Below are 17,013 nucleotides of genomic sequence, written 5' to 3' on the forward strand. Positions count from 1 at the left end.
TTACCTATTACCGCGCGAAGCGCTATAACTATGAAAACTGCTTTCCATTGGATCGGTACTACTGTTAGCACTCTTATTCTTGGCTCTCCCTTCGTCGCTTGGGCAGGGCCAACGCTATACTACGAGAAATTATGGTTAGACCTGTCGGTTTCGGCTTGTTTACAGAAAGCAGAACAGGCGATCGCCTTGACGGAGGTTCCCATCTTAAATGTCAATGCCAGCCGCGTGTTGGCTGTCAGTCCTACCGTCTCCGTGGCGATCGACTGTGAGGCGATCGACAATCAAACCCGCAGTATCATTATGGTCAGTAGCGATGGCAATGAACCCATGACAGCCATTAACCTAACCCAAACCTTAAAAGAAGCCATGAGCCAAATCAATCATAAAGATCCAGATTCAAACTAAATCCCGGCAATATGGATTCCCCAGACAATTCTGTAGGCAAACTTCGCACCTCTACTTCCCTTTGTGGCCGATAAATTTCCACCTCTTGCTGTTGGGGATTAATCAACCATGCCAATTGTACCCCCGCATCCATATATTCCCTCATTTTGGCACGCAACTGTTCTAAACTATCCGTTGCCGACCTTAATTCGATGACAAAATCGGGCGCAATTGGCGGAAATTTCCGTCGTTGTTCGGGGGTTAAAGCTAAATAGCGTTCCCGGCGAATCCAAGCCGCATCTGGAGACCGATCCCCACCATTGGGTAGCTTAAATACAGTAGAGGAACTGAAGGTATAACCCAGGTTAGTTTGTCGATTCCAAATACTCAAATCAGTGATTAAATCTGCTTCTCGCTTTCCACTATCACCTCCTACGGGGGACATAATAATGAGTTCTCCTCTAACATTTCGTTCAAAGCTCAAATCGCTGTTATTTTGGCATAAGTGATAGAATTGCTCATCACTGAGGTTAACAGTATCTAAATTTAATGTCAAAGGACTCATAATATCAATTAAAAATTAAAAATTAAAAATGAAGCAATCGCCGAGAATATCAAAATCATGAGATTTCTTCAGCCCACGGCATAATCGGTCATTTCGCGCCTAATCGGAGGGAAAAACCCGAAAACAATATCCTGTTTAGGTACACCCAAGTTAACTAAATCTGCCGCCATATCATGCTCAGTTGAGTTAGCAAAAATCCAGATTTTTTCATTGCGAATATCCATATGCATGACACAATGATATTGTATCATGCTTTACGGATTTGAGCGGTTTGGATGCCAACCTATTTGCGTCCCAGATAGAAAACGTTATAGTTACTTTAGAGGCAACCCAAAAACCAGAATTATGTTCCATTCCCCTGAATCTATGAATACAGTAGATTACCTTCGCATTAGCCTGATTGACCGATGTAATTTTCGGTGTGAGTATTGTATGCCTGCGGGGGAAGAACTGAACTATATTTTAAGTCAAAATCTGCTCACATCTGATGAAATTCTCACTCTCTTAAACGAGGTGTTTATTCCCCTTGGGTTTACCCGGTTTCGCTTAACGGGAGGCGAACCTTTGCTGCGTCCGGGTGTCGTCGATATCGTGCGGCAAATTGCCCAACTGCCCCAAACCCAAGATTTGGCCATGACCACGAATGGATTTTTACTCGATACGATGGCGCAAGACCTGTATGATGCGGGTTTAAGGCGGATTAATATTAGCCTGGATTCCTTGGAACCGGAGACCTTTGACAAAATTATCGGCAATCGGGGTAAAAGTCGCTGGGAGCGAACCTGGGCAGGGATTCAGAAGGCCTATGAGGTGGGGTTCAACCCCTTAAAATTGAATGTGGTGGTGATTCCTGGGGTGAATGACCATGAGGTGTTAAATTTAGCGGCATTGACCCTAGAGCGGCAATGGCATGTGAGATTTATCGAGTTTATGCCCATTGGCAATGGTCATTTATTTAGCGAGCGAGCTTGGATACCTTCGGAGGAGTTGCGCCAAAGAATTCGGGAGCGTTGGGGACTGACGGAGGGAGAGGTGCGCGGAAATGGGCCGGCTGATGTGTTCCAAATTCCTGGCGCTCAGGGGACGTTGGGGTTTATTAGTCAGATGTCGGAGTGTTTTTGCGATCGCTGCAACCGAATGCGATTATCTGCCGATGGGTGGTTGCGTCCCTGTCTGCTGAATGAGACGGGACAGATCGATCTTAAAACCGGGTTGCGATCGCACCTTCGATTAACCGAGTTACGCCAACAAGTCGCCGATCTCCTACAGATTAAACCAGAGATTAATTTCAAACAACGGGAATCGGGCACAGAAGGCACATATACCCGCACCATGTCCCAAATTGGAGGATAGTACCGCGCCCATTACCCATTACCCATCACCATCAAGTAATCCGCCAGAGCTTCATAAGCCGGTAAAGTGGTGGCATCATTGGCCGCATTACCCGCGACGGGATGAGAGGCAAAACGGGCGATCGCCATATCCGCTTCCGGATCGATATAAAGGGACTGCCCATGCACCCCTCTCGCCATAAATGCACCATGGTCATTATGGGTAATCCACCACATACTGCGATAGCTCCAACCCTGAAGAAAGGAATAGCCAGCATCCGCAAAAGCCCGGCGATCGCCACCGACACGAATATTAGCAATAACCGCTTCCGGCACAATCTGTTCGCCCGCCAACTTACCATCATCTAACATCATTTGACCCAACCGAGCCATATCTCGTAAACCCACATTCAACCCCCCTCCAGCAAAAGGTGTGCCAATAGAATCTACCGTAAAATAAGCATCCATATCTGCACCCATTTTGCTCCAAATTTTCTCCGAGAGAACCTCAGTCAAGGGTTGCCCGGTGACTCGACTAATCAACCAACCCAGAACATCAGTATTGAGGATCAGCAAGCACGCACTTAAGAAAAGAATCAATAGGGTTTTGAAATTCATTAGTGTCTCAAATGTTGGAGCTGAATTTATCGATACAGCACTTTTGGTTCCGTAGGGTAGGTTATATTACGCCATATAACTTACCCTAGATTTACGGAAATATTAAGCAGAATAGCAGGGCTTTTTAGCGGTTCTTAGTCGAGAAACCGTAGCGGCCATTCTACTCGTCATCATCGTCATCGTCATCATCGTCGTCGTCGTCATCGTCATCATCGTCATCGTCATCGTCGTCGTCATCATCGTCGTCATGATTTTCAGCCTGGTAGTAGGAGTCTGAACTCAAAACGTCTGACTCTTGAAGATGCTCCTGCTGAACAGGGGAAAGGGCCGATCGCGCCATCCCTTCAAGACCGAGTAGGATAGACAGTATAGCGGCGATCGCCAAAATCCATTGATTGATCATTTGATTGACAATTGTGCTTAATGTATAGGTTGAATATCCGTATCGTAAAACACGATATAGATCCTGTCAATTCTATAACAACCTCACCTGATTATTTTAAGCTAAAGAACCGCCGCAACTTGACCCTGCTCCGGCGGTGCAACCGTAACAATAGGGAGCCGTTCTCACCTGCTCTATTACCTCTAAATTGCCCCACTCTAACAGTTTTTCTACCGTTAGCGTTTCCCCGTTAGCTGTCCGTGCCGGAATGCCTTCCATTTGATTAAAATCACAATCATAAATTTGCCCTAAATAATCCACCGATAATTCTTGCTTGCACATTAAGCTGGGCACAGTTTGAAGATTAAAGTTATCTTCTAGAAATTGCAGATATGGATCGTATAAATTACGTCGTTTCAGATACTCTTTGGTGCGCCCGATGGGTAAGTTGGTAATTGTCAGTAGATGATTAAACTCAACATTGAAATGCTCTTGCAAATACTGTTTATAAGCGATCTCTAGGTTCTGTTGGTTTGGAGTTAGGGCAAAGCGATCGGAATTGGGCATGGCTGGATTATAAACTAAATCCAGGATTAGATGGGACTCTCGACCGTAACCGAGTTGATTTAACTGTTGCAGAGCGCGAATCGATCCCTGATAGACTCCACTGCCGCGCATTTTATCCACATTGTCTTCGAGATAACAGGGTAAGGAAGCCACGACTCGCACGTGGCGATCGGCAAAGTATTGGGGTAGATCTTGATAACCTTCAATAAAAAAGATCGTTAAATTAGAGCGCACAATAATTTCTTTTTCCGCTTTTCTGGCTGCTTCGACGAGGGGACGAAAGCCATAATTCATTTCTGGCGCTCCTCCCGTGAGATCCACGGTTTTAATCTGGGGAAACTTTTCGATCAGTTGAATCAGTTGATGGCAGATTTCTGGAGTTAGCTCTTCGGTTCGTTTGGGCCCAGCTTCGACATGACAATGGGTACAGGCAAGGTTGCAGCGTTTACCTAGATTAATTTGTAATACTGTAATTTCCTCTTTCTTCAGAGGGGCTTTCAGTTTGCGCTCGAAAGGAGTAATGTTAGTCTTTAGCATGGGCAACAGTAGACTGGCAAGGTGTGATTATTGAGTCAGGGTGGATGGCTCCACCCTAAATACTCTATCGCAATTTAAAATAATTTACCGATTGAGGATATCTGGCCAATGGCGATCGGCTTTGGCAATATTACCGGGTATATCTCGGCTCCATTGAGCTTGCACGCTTTTACTATAGTTCAGATATAATTGTCCTTCATAGATTGTCCAAGCATCGGGATCGACTGGGGCAAGGTTCCCTTCGCTCATGGCTTTGGCGCAGTATCCCCCATATCGAGGAGCGTATTGGGTGGGGTTAGCGGCAAATTTGTCTCGGTTTTCGGCGCTGGTAAAGTACCAGGTGGTTCCCTTCCACTCCTGTTGATATTCGGCTGTGCCCATCATGGCATCTGCGCCCTGGCTTTGAGTAAAATAGGCGACTGGATCGGCTCCTCGGATGGCTACACCTTGGCGTGAGAAAACAGGGGGGTTTTTCGTTGCACCGGCACAAGGATTTCCGGCGCAGGGGTTTCCGGCGCAGGGATTTTTACCGGCACAGGGATTGCCCGCACAGGGATCTCCGGCGCAAGGGTTTCCAGCGCAAGGGTTTCCGGCGCAAGGATTGCCCGCACAGGGATTGCCAGCACAGGCTTTGTTAGAAATGGAGGTTTGTCCAGCCTCGTTCTGTCCTTGGGCATAGGTGTGGGCGGTAATACCAACGCTAAAAATAGAGGCGATCGCCAGGGTGGTAATGTAATGTAGTTTCATCAATGACTCCAATACGATTAAGGATACAGCGCTTTTCGATGTTATGAGATACAGTAATGGAAATTTGAAGGGTTGAGTGCCTTCCCATGAAAATCCTGAAGAACGGACATCATAGCGTGAAAAATGGTTTTCCAATTAGCCATTACCAATTACCCATTACCAATTACCCATTACCGCGCGAAGCGCTGTAACTGTAAGTGTTCTTATCTTCTACTAAACCCTAGGGAACTGAAGCTGCTCTGAGAGAAGTCTGAACCCTTGCTGAGAATTTTCGGTTTGGGGTTTGTTTTAGGTTAGGGTTGATTTCAGAAGTATTTGACTTATAAGTGATGCTATGCAACCTACTGACTGGCTGGTGAATGAACAAGGGGAACGGTTGCCTCTAACGCCTGCAAGTTCTCCAGAAACGGGGGAAAAACCCTATCGGTTATATCGCTTTCTGACGGATTTAGAAACCATTTTGTGGGAGATTCCAGGCGATCGCCAACGGTTACCTAAAATTGCTGGCTGTTTGCGGAGACTCTTGGATTATTCGCCTTGGTTACAAACCTATTATTTAGAGCCGAGTCCGAATCCTGGATGGTCGATTTTATCGTTGTATGACGAACCAGATTTTAAGCTCACGATGCAAATGGTGGCGTGGTTGCCGGGGAATGTTTCCCCCATTCATAATCATGGGACTTGGGGAGTGGTTGCCTTGTTAAGTGGACAGGAAAAAAATCGGTTTTGGCGCAGAAGTCCAACCCCAGAATTTAGCGATCGCCTTGAATCGGTAGGCTCGTATATTTTAAGCCCTGGAGAAATTATAACTTTTCTGCCTGATGCCATTCATAGCGTGGAACCTTTAGGGGATGAACCCGCGATAACGTTAAATTTATACGGAGAAACCAAGGTAGAAAACCGGTTTGAATTCGATCCGGTGAATCACCAAGCCTGGAATTTTTAGCCGATCCGACTGAGAAAGGATTTGAGGCGATCGCTCTTCGGTTGGGTAAAGAGCGCTTGAGGATCGCCAGATTCCTCAATAATGCCTTGGTGAAAGAACAGCACCTTATTGGAGACTTCCCGCGCAAACTGCATCTCATGGGTAACCACCACCATCGTCATTCCTTCTTGAGCCAGTTGTTTCATAACGCTGAGAACTTCCCCCACTAACTCCGGATCGAGGGCGCTGGTGGGTTCATCAAACAGGAGAACACTGGGTTTCATACATAAGCTGCGGGCGATCGCCACCCGTTGCTTTTGTCCCCCAGAAAGCTGTTCCGGATAGAAAGAAGCTTTCTCGCCTAAACCCACTTTTTCTAAGTAATGGATCGCTCGTTCTCGACACTCAGATTCCGATTCTTTTAATACCTTCATCGGCGCAAGCATCAAATTTTTTAAAACCGTTAAGTGGGGAAACAGATTAAAATGCTGAAATACCATACCCACCCGACTCCGCAATTCCCGTAGGGTCTCTTGAGTCACTTGGGCATGGGAAATATCAATTCCCATCACTTCTAACCGTCCTTTATTGATCGATTCTAGACGATTTAAGCACCGTAAAAATGTCGTTTTTCCACATCCAGAAGGGCCAATAACCGAGACGACATCCCCTTCATACAAAGTCGTCGTTACCCCTTTTAGCACTTCCAGGTCGTGAAAGCTTTTATGCAAATCTTTACATTCAATTACAGTAGTTGTTGAATTGACCATAGTTCTTGAACCATTGTTAGGAGGTTTGACTTTAAAATATCTGAACGGTCAAGCTCTAAAATGTATCCAAGATTACTTTTATTCCTCCATCAACCCTTAATACTAAACAACGGTCTGATGTGGTTATATTGAGAGTATAGGAGCAAAGATCGTGGAGACCAAACTGTTGAAGCGTAACATTCAAGTTTTTCTGGCGATCGCCAGTTGTCTACTGGTCATCCTCTTCACCAGTGTATCCACGATGGGCCAAGATTCTCCCTCCAGCCTGAAAGTTGCCACCGAACCCACCTTTCCCCCCTTTGAAATGCAAGACCAAGGAACGGGAGAATTAACAGGATTTGATATTCAGTTAATGAAAGCCATTGGTGAAGCAGCCGAACTCAACATTGAATTTATCACCTTACCCTTTGATGGCATTATTCCCGCGCTCCAGTCCAACACCGTGGATGCAGCCATTAGTGGCATGACGATCACCGCAGAGAGGGCCCAAACCGTATCCTTTTCTCGCCCCTATTTTAAGGCCGGTTTAGCGATCGCCGTCCAAGACAATAACACCAACATTCAAAGTTTTGCCGATCTAGAAGGCAAACGCATCGCCGTTCAAATTGGCACAACCGGCGCACAAGAAGCCAGCACCATCGAAGGCGCAACCGTCAGTTCCTTTGATTCCGCCTCTTTAGCCCTACAAGAGCTAATTAATGGCAAAGTCGATGCAGTAGTCAATGATGGCCCAGTAACCTTATATGCCATCAAAGAAGCCGGATTACAAGGCGTAAAAGTTGTAGGCGAATTAGTCACCGAAGAATATTATGGCATTGCCTTGCCGAAAGACTCCCCTTATTTAGATGACATTAACAATGCCCTAGGATTACTGATTCAAAATGGGGGCTATCGCGAGGTCTATCAAACGTGGTTTGCGGGCGAACCCCCCGAATTGCCCCTGGTTCCCCCTTCCTTAGAAACCGCACAAGTGATAAGTTTCGATTGGGGAAAACTGTTTGCCAACTTACTTCAAGGTTCAACCATTACCTTACTGCTCACGGCTCTGGCTTTTACCTTCGGGTTAATCGGGGGCACAGCCGTGGCGATCGCCCTCATTTCCCCCTACAAACCCCTGCGCCTCATCTGCCGCATCTATGTAGACTTCTTCCGGGGAACCCCCATGTTAGTGCAACTGTTTATGATCTACTTTGGTCTTCCCGGTTTATTCCGAGAATTAGGTCTAGACTTCAGTTTCGATCGCTTCCCCGCAGCCGTCTTAGCCCTAAGCTTAAATAGTGCCGCCTACCTCGCCGAAATCATGCGCGGGGGCATTGAATCCATTGATAAAGGTCAATGGGAAGCCAGTCAATCCCTAGGCATGAGTCCCCTACAAACCATGCAAGATGTCATTTTTCCCCAAGCCTTACGGCGCATGTTACCGCCTTTGGGCAACGAATTTATTACCTTAGTCAAAGATACCAGTTTAGTCGCCGTAATTGGCTTTGAGGAACTCTTCCGCCAAGGTCAACTCATGGTGGCAACCACCTATCGCTCCTTTGAAATTTATTTAGCCGTAGCTTTAATGTATCTGGTCTTAACCACCCTATCTTCCTTTGGATTTAAGTGGCTAGAAGCCAGGATGAATCCCTTACAGCGCCGGAAAGCTGCTTAACGCTCTGGGGAATGGGTTCTTTGCCCATCCCCAACCAAAAAAGATCAAGAGATTATCGACTACTCTCACAAGGAACCGGCCTTAAATTACTTTTATTGCCCGGAAATCCATCGGAAACCCAACCGGATACTGGAGAAAGAATGGAAACCCAAGATCGCCCCGTGCTATCTGTTCGAGCAGCAGTCGATCGCAGCCGGATCAACGTCCCTGGCACTAGAGTCTCGACCACCCTTGCCGCTTCAGTTGGTGCAGAGCGCACATTGAGACCATCATCAACTAAAGGAGTGACTCGACGACACAAGCTGGTAGTCGGTTGAGGGCGGTTCATTGGGGGACGACTCGGTACAACGGTTGAAGAAGAATTATTACATTCTCGTAAACGGTTGTCTGAAATAAATCCAGGACGGGGTTCGAGTACCGTGCGCCATTCGTCCACCTGTTCTGTGGTTAAAACAAGCTGTTCGCCCGCCAGTATCCCCCTAACCGGTCTAGATTCGAGAGAGCGACTTTCATAAATGAATGAATTGACATTAGCACACCGGGTTACTTGTTCGACTGTGCAAGGTTTAAGATCTTCGGTACGCACAAAACCCACAGTAGGTTCACTAATGGCAATCCACCCGCCTCCTCCGTTCCCTGCGAGGGTAACGCGATCGTTGGCTTGCAGGCCGCGAATTTGACCGGACTCAAAATTACGTTCGTAGTAGATAAAGGTTCCTGTACGAGCTGCTCTACATTCTCCAACAATGCTTTGGGCAACGTAGGAGGGGGGAGTAGAGGCGATCGCTGGCAAAGAACGACCGGGAAAATTGACCATCATTAATCCAAAAACGACTAATCCACGAATGCCATATTTCATACTGTTTCACTCCTGAAGTCATAGGAATCCTGAGCAATCGATGACCCACTACGGTTCGAGTGCGATCGCGCTGCCCTTTAGTCTTTCTAGTTAAAGATATATCATCAAATTAACCTCAATCCGGTTCTTTATTCCGGAGCCAGAAGTGGTAAAGTAGAATTCAAACCATTATGGTAAATCGTTCATCTTCGTCTTTTTCTGCCTCGCTTCAGTTATCCCAATACTGCTATGAAGCTCAAATCTACAGTTACAGCCTTGATGTTGTCCTTATTGGCGGTTGGGGCAACAGCCCAAATCAAGACAAATAAGACTCAAACCTTTGCTTGTGGCGCTTCCCGTAATGGGATTCCCACCACCTTGGCTCTCGTGCCGAGAGGGAATATTCCCATTATTCGCTGGGTTTCAGAGTATTTTACTCCGTTTGGCTATGACCCTCAAACTCGGTGCGAGCAAGTTTCTAATCGCCTACAAACTTACCAAGAACAAGGGATTGCTAATTTTATTACCACAGGCATTCAAGATGGTCTGGATGTTATTTGTGTCTCTAGTGTCTTGGGGGGGCCCTGTACAGGGCTACTCTTTACTCTCCAACCTGGAGAGAGTGCAAGCCGAGTTATTCAAGATTTGTTTGATGTGGGACAATATGGTTTAAATCCTCTATTACAAGGTTCCAATACCGATCAAGTCTATATCGATTTGAACCAACTGCTCCAGGAAGCCCCTACAGATCTAGATTCCGTGGAATCCCTTTAGTTTAAGCTAAAATTCTTTCTAAAGAACCAAGATTGGTTCTTTTTTCTCTTGTTTTAAATTGATATAACTTGAATTGATCGAATTTTCTCGGTACACTAATTAAATCGACTCAACACAATTTAGCTAGTGTTGACACTGACTTTATGTTCAGTGTTTTCTTGTCCTCACTGCTTCCTGTTCAAGGATTGCCATTACACGGGTGCTTTTTGATGCTCAAAAATAAGTTGAATAACGGATATTTCTAGAGAATTTATTAGGAATAGATGGGATCTCTACCCAAGGTTCTTGCCTGTATTCCCAGAAAATATCAGGACTAGAATCAGTTTTTGGTATTAATTACAACTCAAAAAAGAGAAATACTGAATCGATCAATTCCTGTTAAGTCCCGAATCCTCCGGATGATTGATTAAATCTCATGAACTATAAAAACAACTCTATTTTTTCTCTGTCAATTCCTATCCTTGATTAGTGATTCTTTGTTGAGGACGAATTGTTTGTCTCTCTGGAACCAATCTTTTGGGTTAATGGCAGAAGTGTAAATTCAATTTTGACCTCAATTGTTGGATGAGGAGAGTCTTGTGGGTTGACATTTGGGGCATCAATTTCTAAAAATGGGTGACACCCCTATACCCATAAACGCTATTATATGGTATGGGGAGTGCGTTTCGGTAAACCCAACCCACTCAAACAGAGGTGGGATAACCGTAATTCATAGATTTGGAGTGGATTGACGATGCAACGCCTCATCCTATTATTGGTGGCTGGTCTGAGTAGTATATCGGTGGGCTTATCCTTAAAATTACTTCACAATCAAGTGTCTTATCCTCACTGCCAAATTGCCTCTGCCTCTATAGATTTATCTTATACCGAGCTAAAAAATATTGCAGAAGCGATTACAGTAAAAGTGAAAACAGGCACGACGGGCGGATCGGGAACCTTAATTCACCGAGAAGGCAGAATCTATACTGTCCTCACAACGGCCCATGTCATTGCTACGGGAGAGTCTTATCATATAGAAACGCCAGATGGTCAAATCTATAGAGCAACTCGGATTAAGGATTTAGTGATTGAAGATCGAGACATACAACTGTTGCAATTTCAAGCGGATCAAAAGTATCAAATTGCTCAATTCGGATCGTCCCATGTTTTAACGGCAAAGGAAAAAGTAGTGGCGGCGGGATTTGCTGACGATATTCCGGGCTTAAATTTAACGAAAGGAGAGATAACACTGCTCCCAGACCAATCCCTGCAACAGGGGTATCAAATCGGATATAGCAATGATATTTACAAAGGGATGAGTGGGGGGCCGATCCTAAATTTGCAGGGAGAAGTGATTAGTATTAATGGGATGATGGCTTACCCTCTGTGGGGTAATCCCTATGTATTTGAAGATGGGTCGCGACCGGATAGTGGCTTACAAAATCGAATGCGAGAAGTAGCTTGGGGTATTCCCATACACCATATTGCAGAAGTGGTTCCTGAATGGGTGAATCTGAATTTAGTCCATCAGGTGGATGCGATCGCCCAACAAACAACGGTTTTAATTGCCAATTCTAAAAGTACCGGCTCTGGGGTGATTGTAGCTCAGAATGATTCAACCTATTATGTCTTAACCGCCGAGCATGTGATTCGCAACCCCAGTAACTACAAGATTGTCACGCCAGATGGTCAGTGTTATTCCATGGAGTTAGACAAAGTACAACCCCTAGAAGGGGTTGATTTAGCTATTGTGGAATTTGAAAGCCATACCCCTTATCAAGTGGCGACTTTAGCTGATTATGATTGGCGTAGCTCGGAGGATTTAAATTATGTCTTTGTTTCAGGTTGGCCGGTTTCTACTCCTCACGGCTCTGCTCATCCTCCCACCCGTCTATTAACGAGTGGACGATTACTCAGTCAGGACTCACAGATTCAAAGCGCTCTAGAGGTAACCCAAAGACAACGGGGAATTGAGTCCTTATCTCTCACCTATGGCTATGAGATGGTGTACTCGAATCTCACTGCTCCGGGAATGAGTGGGGGATTAATCTTAGACACTCAAGGTCATGTGATTGGCGTTCATGGTCGCGGTTCAGGGGAAATTAAAGAAGACGATCGGGGAGAAATTCGCCCCCTAAAACTCGGTTATGGGTTGGGAATCCCCATGCAAACCTTTTTACAGTTAGCTTCTTCCGTGGGGATCGATCGCGCCTGGCTAGATGTTGATTCTATGCCGCCCCCCCAGTTACACGCCACGGAACTCAAGCAAATTCAAGTTTCTCTGTTGCGACATTTGGACACGCCCGAAAGTAGTACGAATGAGATCGCCTGGTTTAATTATGGCATTAGTCTTTGGCAATTAGAGCAGTATGAAGAGGCAATGCTGGCCTTTAATTGGGCGATTCAACAGGATCAATCTTTCTATCAAGCTTGGTATGGTTTGGGAATGATGTTGCGGTTTCAGAAGCGTTACAATGAAGCCTTAGCTGCATTTGAAGAGGCGATCGCCGAAAGTGAAGGACGCTTTGCTCCCGCTTGGCGGGCGCGGGCTGAAGAGTTCGTCTGGTTAAATCGCTATGATGAGGCTCTGCAATCGGTGGAACAGGCTATTACTTTAGTGCCTAATGATATCCATCTGCAAGAACTCCAAGGTCATTTGTTACAACGACTCCAGCGCTATTCAGAGGCCATTCGGGTGTATCAAGAGGCTCTGAAGTTATGGAAGCAAGATCGAGGGGTTGCCCTGTCCGTTCAGATTACCGATCACGAAGGCGTGGAACGTGAGGTTCTTTGGGATCGTGCTTCTGCCTTAAGTTTACCGGAAAATCTGGCCATTTTGTATGAAAATCGCGGAGATGTTAGAGGGGCAGTCACCGCCAAATTAGGGGTGATTTCCCATGGAGAGTCTCAGAACTCAGCCTTGAAGTTCAATTTAGCTTTGGCTTATCTGAATCGAGGCAATCGCTTTGCTGGAGAAGAACAATGGCAACAGGCGATCGCCGATTATAGTCGAGCGCTGGAACTCGAACCGGAAAATGCGTTTACCTACGGAAACCGGGGGTTAGCCCGGTCTCGCATTGGAGATCGGGAAGGGGCGATCGCCGATTTTCAACAAGCGGCTGAACTTTTTGATACACAAGCAGATGTAACCAATTTTCAACGCGCCCTGGAAGCTTTGAAGCAGTTGGGGAGTTAACTAATCTGAATTTTGATTTCAACTTGGCGATCGCCAGGAATTCCTCCAAATCTTAGCCGCAGCTAAAGGTTGGGGATTCTTAACACATTCTGCTAAAAAAGTGAGGTCAATCTCTGAAAGAAACTCACTGTTACCAATCCGTTCATAACCATAATTGGATTCTGATTCCACCGGAAGATTGGAACGCAAATGATAGACTAAAATCTCGCCATTTTGCCAAAACCAGACTTCAGACACTTGCAAGCGACGATACACCTCTAATTTATTAATTCCACCATGGGTAACCACCACTTCAATCGCTAAATCGGGAACCTCCTTATCTGTGCCAAAACAGTATCCCTCATCCGCTTCTAGTCCCGCTCGCTGTTCCTCCTGTTTCAAGGTAGTGGAGCCAAAGGGAAAATATTCGATATCGGCTTCTAAAAAGTAAAGTTCTAGTAAATTGCCAATGCGAGTTTTTTCCGTTTCATGGCGACGAGAGGTGGACATGATTTCTAAAACTCCATCTAAATAAGTAACCCGATAACCGCCATTGTCTCCAATGATATTGAGCAAGCTTTCATAGTATTCCCAAGTGGCGCTATTGGTCAAATAGCGGTCTTCTGAATCCTGGTGAGATAAAGGAGGTTGAGGAAATAGAGTGTTGAGTTTTAGGTCTAGCATAATTCAATTAAAAATTAAAGATTAAACATGCATACTTTAGCTATAATTTATCACAAACAGATAAAGAGCGACAAAGAAAGGAGCATATCTCGATCTTCGCTGAGGATCTCCTTGTCCCCCTGTCTCCCCTCTTTGCGGGATTTCCAAGTCACTCTACAATCTAAGATATTGGGCGATGGAGAAACTAAGATTATGACGCAAGATGCAGCCAAGACTCGGATTGAAACCGATAGTATGGGGGAAATTGAGGTGCGGAGCGATCGCTATTGGGGAGCGCAAACCCAGCGATCGCTCAAATATTTCTCGATTGGTCACAATTTTATCCCTCAAGAGGTAATTGTGGCCTTTGCCATCTTGAAAAAAGCCGCCGCGATCGCCAATCAGGAATTGGGTAAGCTGCCAGAGGATAAGGCCAAATTAATTACTCAAGCCGCCGATGAAATTATTGCCAGTAAACTCGACGATCATTTTCCCCTGCGCGTGTGGATGACGGGAAGTGGGACGCAGTGCAACATGAATGTCAATGAGGTGATTGCCAATCGGGCGATCGCCTTTGCTGGGGGAAAACTCGGAAGCAAAACCCCCATCCATCCCAACGATCATGTCAATATGTCCCAGTCCTCCAATGATACCTTTCCCACCGCCATGCATATTGCCGCAGTGTTGGCACTTCATCAGCACCTGATTCCGAAGGTAACCAAAATGCGGGATGCTCTGCAACAGAAATCAGAGGAGTTTGCCCAGATTGTCAAAATTGGCCGCACCCATCTCCAAGATGCCGTTCCCCTCACCCTCGGTCAAGAGTTTTCGGGTTATGTAGCCCAATTAACCGCAGACTTGAAGCGCATCGAACAAACCCTACCCGATTTGTATGAATTAGCACTGGGAGGAACCGCCGTCGGTACGGGGTTAAATGCACCCAAAGGCTTTGCCCAATTGGTGGCGCGAAAAATTCACCATTTAACCGGCTATCCCTTTATTTCTGCGCCCAATAAATTTGCGGTAATTGCGGCCCATGATGCCATTATTATGGCCAGTGGAGCCTTAAAAACCTTAGCTTGTTCCTTGATGAAAATTGCCAATGATATTCGCTTTTTAGGGAGCGGGCCGCGCTGTGGTTTAGGAGAGTTAATTTTACCAGAAAATGAACCGGGTTCTTCGATTATGCCGGGTAAGGTCAATCCCACCCAATGCGAGGCTATGACGATGGTTGCGGCTCAGGTCATCGGCTATGATACGGCCATTAGTATTGCCGGTTCCCAAGGTCATTTTGAGCTGAATGTTTTTAAGCCAATGATGATTTTTAATCTGTTGGAATCCATGACCTTATTGGGTGATACTTGCAATAATTTTACTGATTTTCTGTTAGATGGACTGCAAGCAAATCAGAAAAAAATTAATACTTATCTGAACGAGTCGTTAATGTTAGTGACCGCTCTGAGTCCGGCGATCGGCTATGATAATGCAGCGAAAGTCGCCCATTATGCCCTAGAAAAAGACTTAACCCTGAAACAAGCCTGTTTGGAATTGGGCTATATTTCCGCCGAAGAATTCGATCGCATTGTCGTAGCCGAAAATATGGTTTATCCCCAGTAATACCAGATCAATGCTTCCCTGCGATCGCCAAAATCCGAGCATTTCCCCCCGAACAACAGCATCAAGTGATTGAATTCATTGAACGCTTGGAAGGGCGATCGCAGCAACCCCCCGAAAACACCAGCCCCGATCCTAGCTTGGACAAAGAGCAAGCGTTTTTTGAGCTGGCTGGCCTGTGGGAAAATAAAGAGATAACCTCTGAATCCTTGCGTCTACAAGCCTGGTAATGCACGATAATCAAAACCAACGAGAATAAAATATGGTTTTCTTAATTGAACTCAAAACCTTAACCATATGGATGACCAATAATAATGGAACCCGATTTGTAACCCTAGTCCCCGACAAAGGAGAAAATCAATGAAAACTCAACATCCTTTATTTTCCCAAGTTGCCCTCACTGAAGACTTGCCCCAATATCAGCTAAAACAAGGCGATACTGCCACCATTGTTGAACATTATCCCATGCCAGAATCCCAAGAAGATGGGTATAGTTTAGAAGGGTTTGATGTTCCGGAAATCACCATTGAAGTAAGGGCTTCACAGATTATACTCTTGAGTGACTATTTGAGAGAAGAAGCGATTTTAAGTAAATTTCGCAATCTGTCAGAACAGCGACAACAACAACTAGAAGAATACCTTGATTTTCTTTTGCAAAAAGACCAAACGACTCCGGTGAGTTAAGAAGTGCGATCGCCAAGAGACGCGGAGGAACCCGGATTTCTCAATCAGGCAGAAGGATCTTGTACTAAATTCGCGATCGCTTCTCCTAATCGCGTAATATAATGAGTTGTTCTTTGATGGTCATCGCTGTACCACTTTCGGATTAATGTACTCATCATACAAGCGATCGCCGATTCCCAGATAAGTGTCGTAAACGCGATCCTAAATTTTGGCCGGTTCTAAGTAAACTTTACCATCAGGAGAAATGGCAAAATGGATGGAGTCACCCGGTTTGAGTTGCAACCAGTCGATAATTTCGGGGGGTAGGGCAATTTCCCCAGAAGGAGTGATTTGAGTGAATGCCATTTCTTTTTTAATCTGCTCAGTTTTGGCAGCAATTTTAGCTTTCCTGCTCTCGGAAAAATGTGCAGTGAGCTGAGAAAATTTGTGATGACCGGTCATAGTAAACCCTCTTGTTCCAGTTCTAAAATATACTCATCATACAAGCGATCGCCAATTGGGATATACGTTTCATAAAAGCGATCGCTGCCCGTCTTATCGCCTCCCATCTTACTCTCTCCTTGCGATCGCTCCCCGAAAGAAACCGGGTTTCTGCCCCAGTCAATCCAGTAGTGCCGTGACACAGCTAAAAATGTGCATTAGCGTAGGGTGGGTTAGGCGGCTAAAACCTAGACTGTGACAGAAATCTCTCAATCCGCCGTAACCCACCATTTTAGGGTTGTCACGGCAGTAGTGCCGTGACACAGCTAAAAATGTGCATTAGCGTAGGGTGGGTTAGGCGGCTAAAACCTAGACTGTGACAGAAA

At 45.6% G+C, this 17,013-nt stretch carries 18 protein-coding genes and 2 pseudogenes; 9 read left to right on the forward strand and 11 right to left on the reverse strand.

Annotated features, from left to right (window positions below):
- The first annotated feature begins 30 nt into the window (after positions 1-30).
- Entirely contained in the window at positions 31-405 is a 375-nt protein-coding gene (locus PJF56_RS12330) for a hypothetical protein (RefSeq protein ID WP_283762975.1), read from the forward strand.
- Here PJF56_RS12330 and PJF56_RS12335 read toward each other — a convergent pair.
- Positions 377-949, reverse strand: coding sequence for a Uma2 family endonuclease (locus PJF56_RS12335; RefSeq protein WP_283762976.1), 573 nt, complete (start codon positions 947-949; stop codon positions 377-379). The two genes, PJF56_RS12330 and PJF56_RS12335, sit on opposite strands and share 29 nt — an antisense overlap.
- 68 nt (positions 950-1,017) lie before the next feature.
- Positions 1,018-1,191, reverse strand: a pseudogene (locus PJF56_RS12340) (element excision factor XisI family protein); the annotation flags it as partial.
- A 124-nt stretch (positions 1,192-1,315) separates the two neighbouring features.
- Here PJF56_RS12340 and moaA point away from each other — a divergent pair.
- Positions 1,316-2,302 (forward strand): GTP 3',8-cyclase MoaA, encoded by a 987-nt coding sequence (gene moaA / locus PJF56_RS12345; RefSeq protein WP_283762978.1) that lies wholly within the window; start codon positions 1,316-1,318, stop codon positions 2,300-2,302.
- Between the two features lie 11 nt (positions 2,303-2,313).
- Here the strand turns inward: moaA and PJF56_RS12350 are convergent.
- From PJF56_RS12350 to PJF56_RS12365, 4 genes and pseudogenes are all read right to left on the reverse strand, one after another.
- A pseudogene (locus PJF56_RS12350) lies at positions 2,314-2,847 on the reverse strand (serine hydrolase domain-containing protein); the annotation flags it as partial.
- Between the two features lie 211 nt (positions 2,848-3,058).
- Entirely contained in the window at positions 3,059-3,301 is a 243-nt protein-coding gene (locus PJF56_RS12355; protein ID WP_283762980.1) for a hypothetical protein, read from the reverse strand.
- Positions 3,302-3,397: 96 nt separating this feature from the next.
- Positions 3,398-4,384, reverse strand: coding sequence for an arsenosugar biosynthesis radical SAM (seleno)protein ArsS (arsS, locus tag PJF56_RS12360; RefSeq protein ID WP_283762981.1), 987 nt, complete (start codon positions 4,382-4,384; stop codon positions 3,398-3,400).
- 84 nt (positions 4,385-4,468) lie between these two features.
- Positions 4,469-5,131: a YHS domain-containing (seleno)protein gene (locus PJF56_RS12365; protein WP_283762982.1), complete on the reverse strand. Its 663-nt coding sequence runs from the start codon at positions 5,129-5,131 to the stop codon at positions 4,469-4,471.
- Between the two features lie 334 nt (positions 5,132-5,465).
- Between PJF56_RS12365 and PJF56_RS12370 the strand changes: the two genes are divergently transcribed.
- A complete protein-coding gene (locus PJF56_RS12370) occupies positions 5,466-6,077 on the forward strand; it encodes a cysteine dioxygenase family protein (RefSeq protein ID WP_283762983.1) in 612 nt (203 codons plus the stop codon).
- Here the strand turns inward: PJF56_RS12370 and PJF56_RS12375 are convergent.
- Positions 6,074-6,826: an amino acid ABC transporter ATP-binding protein gene (locus PJF56_RS12375; RefSeq protein WP_283762984.1), complete on the reverse strand. Its 753-nt coding sequence runs from the start codon at positions 6,824-6,826 to the stop codon at positions 6,074-6,076. The two genes, PJF56_RS12370 and PJF56_RS12375, sit on opposite strands and share 4 nt — an antisense overlap.
- 211 nt (positions 6,827-7,037) lie before the next feature.
- On the opposite strand from PJF56_RS12375, the gene PJF56_RS12380 reads away from it, so the two are divergent.
- A complete protein-coding gene (locus tag PJF56_RS12380; protein ID WP_347179534.1) occupies positions 7,038-8,480 on the forward strand; it encodes an ABC transporter permease subunit in 1,443 nt (480 codons plus the stop codon).
- A gap of 52 nt (positions 8,481-8,532) precedes the next feature.
- Here the strand turns inward: PJF56_RS12380 and PJF56_RS12385 are convergent, their stop codons facing one another.
- A complete protein-coding gene (locus PJF56_RS12385) occupies positions 8,533-9,339 on the reverse strand; it encodes an SH3 domain-containing protein (RefSeq protein ID WP_283762986.1) in 807 nt (268 codons plus the stop codon).
- A 228-nt stretch (positions 9,340-9,567) separates the two neighbouring features.
- Here PJF56_RS12385 and PJF56_RS12390 point away from each other — a divergent pair, with 228 nt between their 5' ends.
- Together PJF56_RS12390 and PJF56_RS12395 are read left to right on the forward strand one after the other, a co-directional pair.
- Entirely contained in the window at positions 9,568-10,092 is a 525-nt protein-coding gene (locus PJF56_RS12390) for a COP23 domain-containing protein (RefSeq protein ID WP_283762987.1), read from the forward strand.
- A gap of 733 nt (positions 10,093-10,825) precedes the next feature.
- The gene (locus PJF56_RS12395) at positions 10,826-13,267 is read left to right on the forward strand and encodes a tetratricopeptide repeat-containing S1 family peptidase (RefSeq protein WP_283762988.1); all 2,442 of its coding nucleotides are present in this window, start codon (positions 10,826-10,828) and stop codon (positions 13,265-13,267) included.
- A gap of 18 nt (positions 13,268-13,285) precedes the next feature.
- Here the strand turns inward: PJF56_RS12395 and PJF56_RS12400 are convergent, their stop codons facing one another.
- The gene (locus PJF56_RS12400) at positions 13,286-13,930 is read right to left on the reverse strand and encodes a Uma2 family endonuclease (protein ID WP_283762989.1); all 645 of its coding nucleotides are present in this window, start codon (positions 13,928-13,930) and stop codon (positions 13,286-13,288) included.
- A gap of 192 nt (positions 13,931-14,122) precedes the next feature.
- On the opposite strand from PJF56_RS12400, the gene fumC reads away from it, so the two are divergent.
- From fumC to PJF56_RS12415, 3 genes are all read left to right on the forward strand, one after another.
- A complete protein-coding gene (gene fumC / locus PJF56_RS12405) occupies positions 14,123-15,526 on the forward strand; it encodes a class II fumarate hydratase (RefSeq protein WP_283762990.1) in 1,404 nt (467 codons plus the stop codon).
- Positions 15,527-15,591: 65 nt separating this feature from the next.
- A complete protein-coding gene (locus tag PJF56_RS12410) occupies positions 15,592-15,753 on the forward strand; it encodes a hypothetical protein (RefSeq protein ID WP_283762991.1) in 162 nt (53 codons plus the stop codon).
- Between the two features lie 130 nt (positions 15,754-15,883).
- Complete coding sequence (locus tag PJF56_RS12415; protein ID WP_283762992.1) at positions 15,884-16,207, forward strand: DUF4926 domain-containing protein; 324 nt, start codon at positions 15,884-15,886, stop codon at positions 16,205-16,207.
- Between the two features lie 201 nt (positions 16,208-16,408).
- Here the strand turns inward: PJF56_RS12415 and PJF56_RS12420 are convergent, their stop codons facing one another.
- Together PJF56_RS12420 and PJF56_RS12425 are read right to left on the reverse strand one after the other, a co-directional pair.
- Positions 16,409-16,648, reverse strand: a complete 240-nt coding sequence (locus PJF56_RS12420; protein ID WP_283762993.1) for an AbrB/MazE/SpoVT family DNA-binding domain-containing protein — start codon at positions 16,646-16,648, stop codon at positions 16,409-16,411.
- The gene (locus PJF56_RS12425; RefSeq protein WP_283762994.1) at positions 16,645-16,830 is read right to left on the reverse strand and encodes a hypothetical protein; all 186 of its coding nucleotides are present in this window, start codon (positions 16,828-16,830) and stop codon (positions 16,645-16,647) included. The genes PJF56_RS12420 and PJF56_RS12425 overlap by 4 nt, the downstream gene beginning before the upstream one ends.
- Between the last annotated feature and the right edge of the window lie 183 nt (positions 16,831-17,013).

This window comes from Roseofilum halophilum BLCC-M91 (assembly GCF_030068445.1).
Taxonomy (GTDB): Bacteria; Cyanobacteriota; Cyanobacteriia; order Cyanobacteriales; family Desertifilaceae; genus Roseofilum; species Roseofilum halophilum.

Bases quoted from the DNA above. Each gene is read 5' to 3' on its own strand.
- PJF56_RS12330 (WP_283762975.1), top strand. From the start codon at position 31: ATGAAAACTGCTTTCCATTGGATCGGTACTACTGTTAGCACTCTTATT.
- PJF56_RS12335 (WP_283762976.1), bottom strand. From the start codon at position 949: ATGAGTCCTTTGACATTAAATTTAGATACTGTTAACCTCAGTGATGAG.
- PJF56_RS12390 (WP_283762987.1), top strand. From the start codon at position 9,568: ATGAAGCTCAAATCTACAGTTACAGCCTTGATGTTGTCCTTATTGGCG.
- PJF56_RS12400 (WP_283762989.1), bottom strand. From the start codon at position 13,930: ATGCTAGACCTAAAACTCAACACTCTATTTCCTCAACCTCCTTTATCT.
- PJF56_RS12365 (WP_283762982.1), bottom strand. From the start codon at position 5,131: ATGAAACTACATTACATTACCACCCTGGCGATCGCCTCTATTTTTAGC.
- fumC (WP_283762990.1), top strand. From the start codon at position 14,123: ATGACGCAAGATGCAGCCAAGACTCGGATTGAAACCGATAGTATGGGG.
- PJF56_RS12420 (WP_283762993.1), bottom strand. From the start codon at position 16,648: ATGACCGGTCATCACAAATTTTCTCAGCTCACTGCACATTTTTCCGAG.
- PJF56_RS12370 (WP_283762983.1), top strand. From the start codon at position 5,466: ATGCAACCTACTGACTGGCTGGTGAATGAACAAGGGGAACGGTTGCCT.
- moaA (WP_283762978.1), top strand. From the start codon at position 1,316: ATGAATACAGTAGATTACCTTCGCATTAGCCTGATTGACCGATGTAAT.
- PJF56_RS12395 (WP_283762988.1), top strand. From the start codon at position 10,826: ATGCAACGCCTCATCCTATTATTGGTGGCTGGTCTGAGTAGTATATCG.
- PJF56_RS12375 (WP_283762984.1), bottom strand. From the start codon at position 6,826: ATGGTCAATTCAACAACTACTGTAATTGAATGTAAAGATTTGCATAAA.
- PJF56_RS12355 (WP_283762980.1), bottom strand. From the start codon at position 3,301: ATGATCAATCAATGGATTTTGGCGATCGCCGCTATACTGTCTATCCTA.
- PJF56_RS12385 (WP_283762986.1), bottom strand. From the start codon at position 9,339: ATGAAATATGGCATTCGTGGATTAGTCGTTTTTGGATTAATGATGGTC.
- PJF56_RS12415 (WP_283762992.1), top strand. From the start codon at position 15,884: ATGAAAACTCAACATCCTTTATTTTCCCAAGTTGCCCTCACTGAAGAC.
- arsS (WP_283762981.1), bottom strand. From the start codon at position 4,384: ATGCTAAAGACTAACATTACTCCTTTCGAGCGCAAACTGAAAGCCCCT.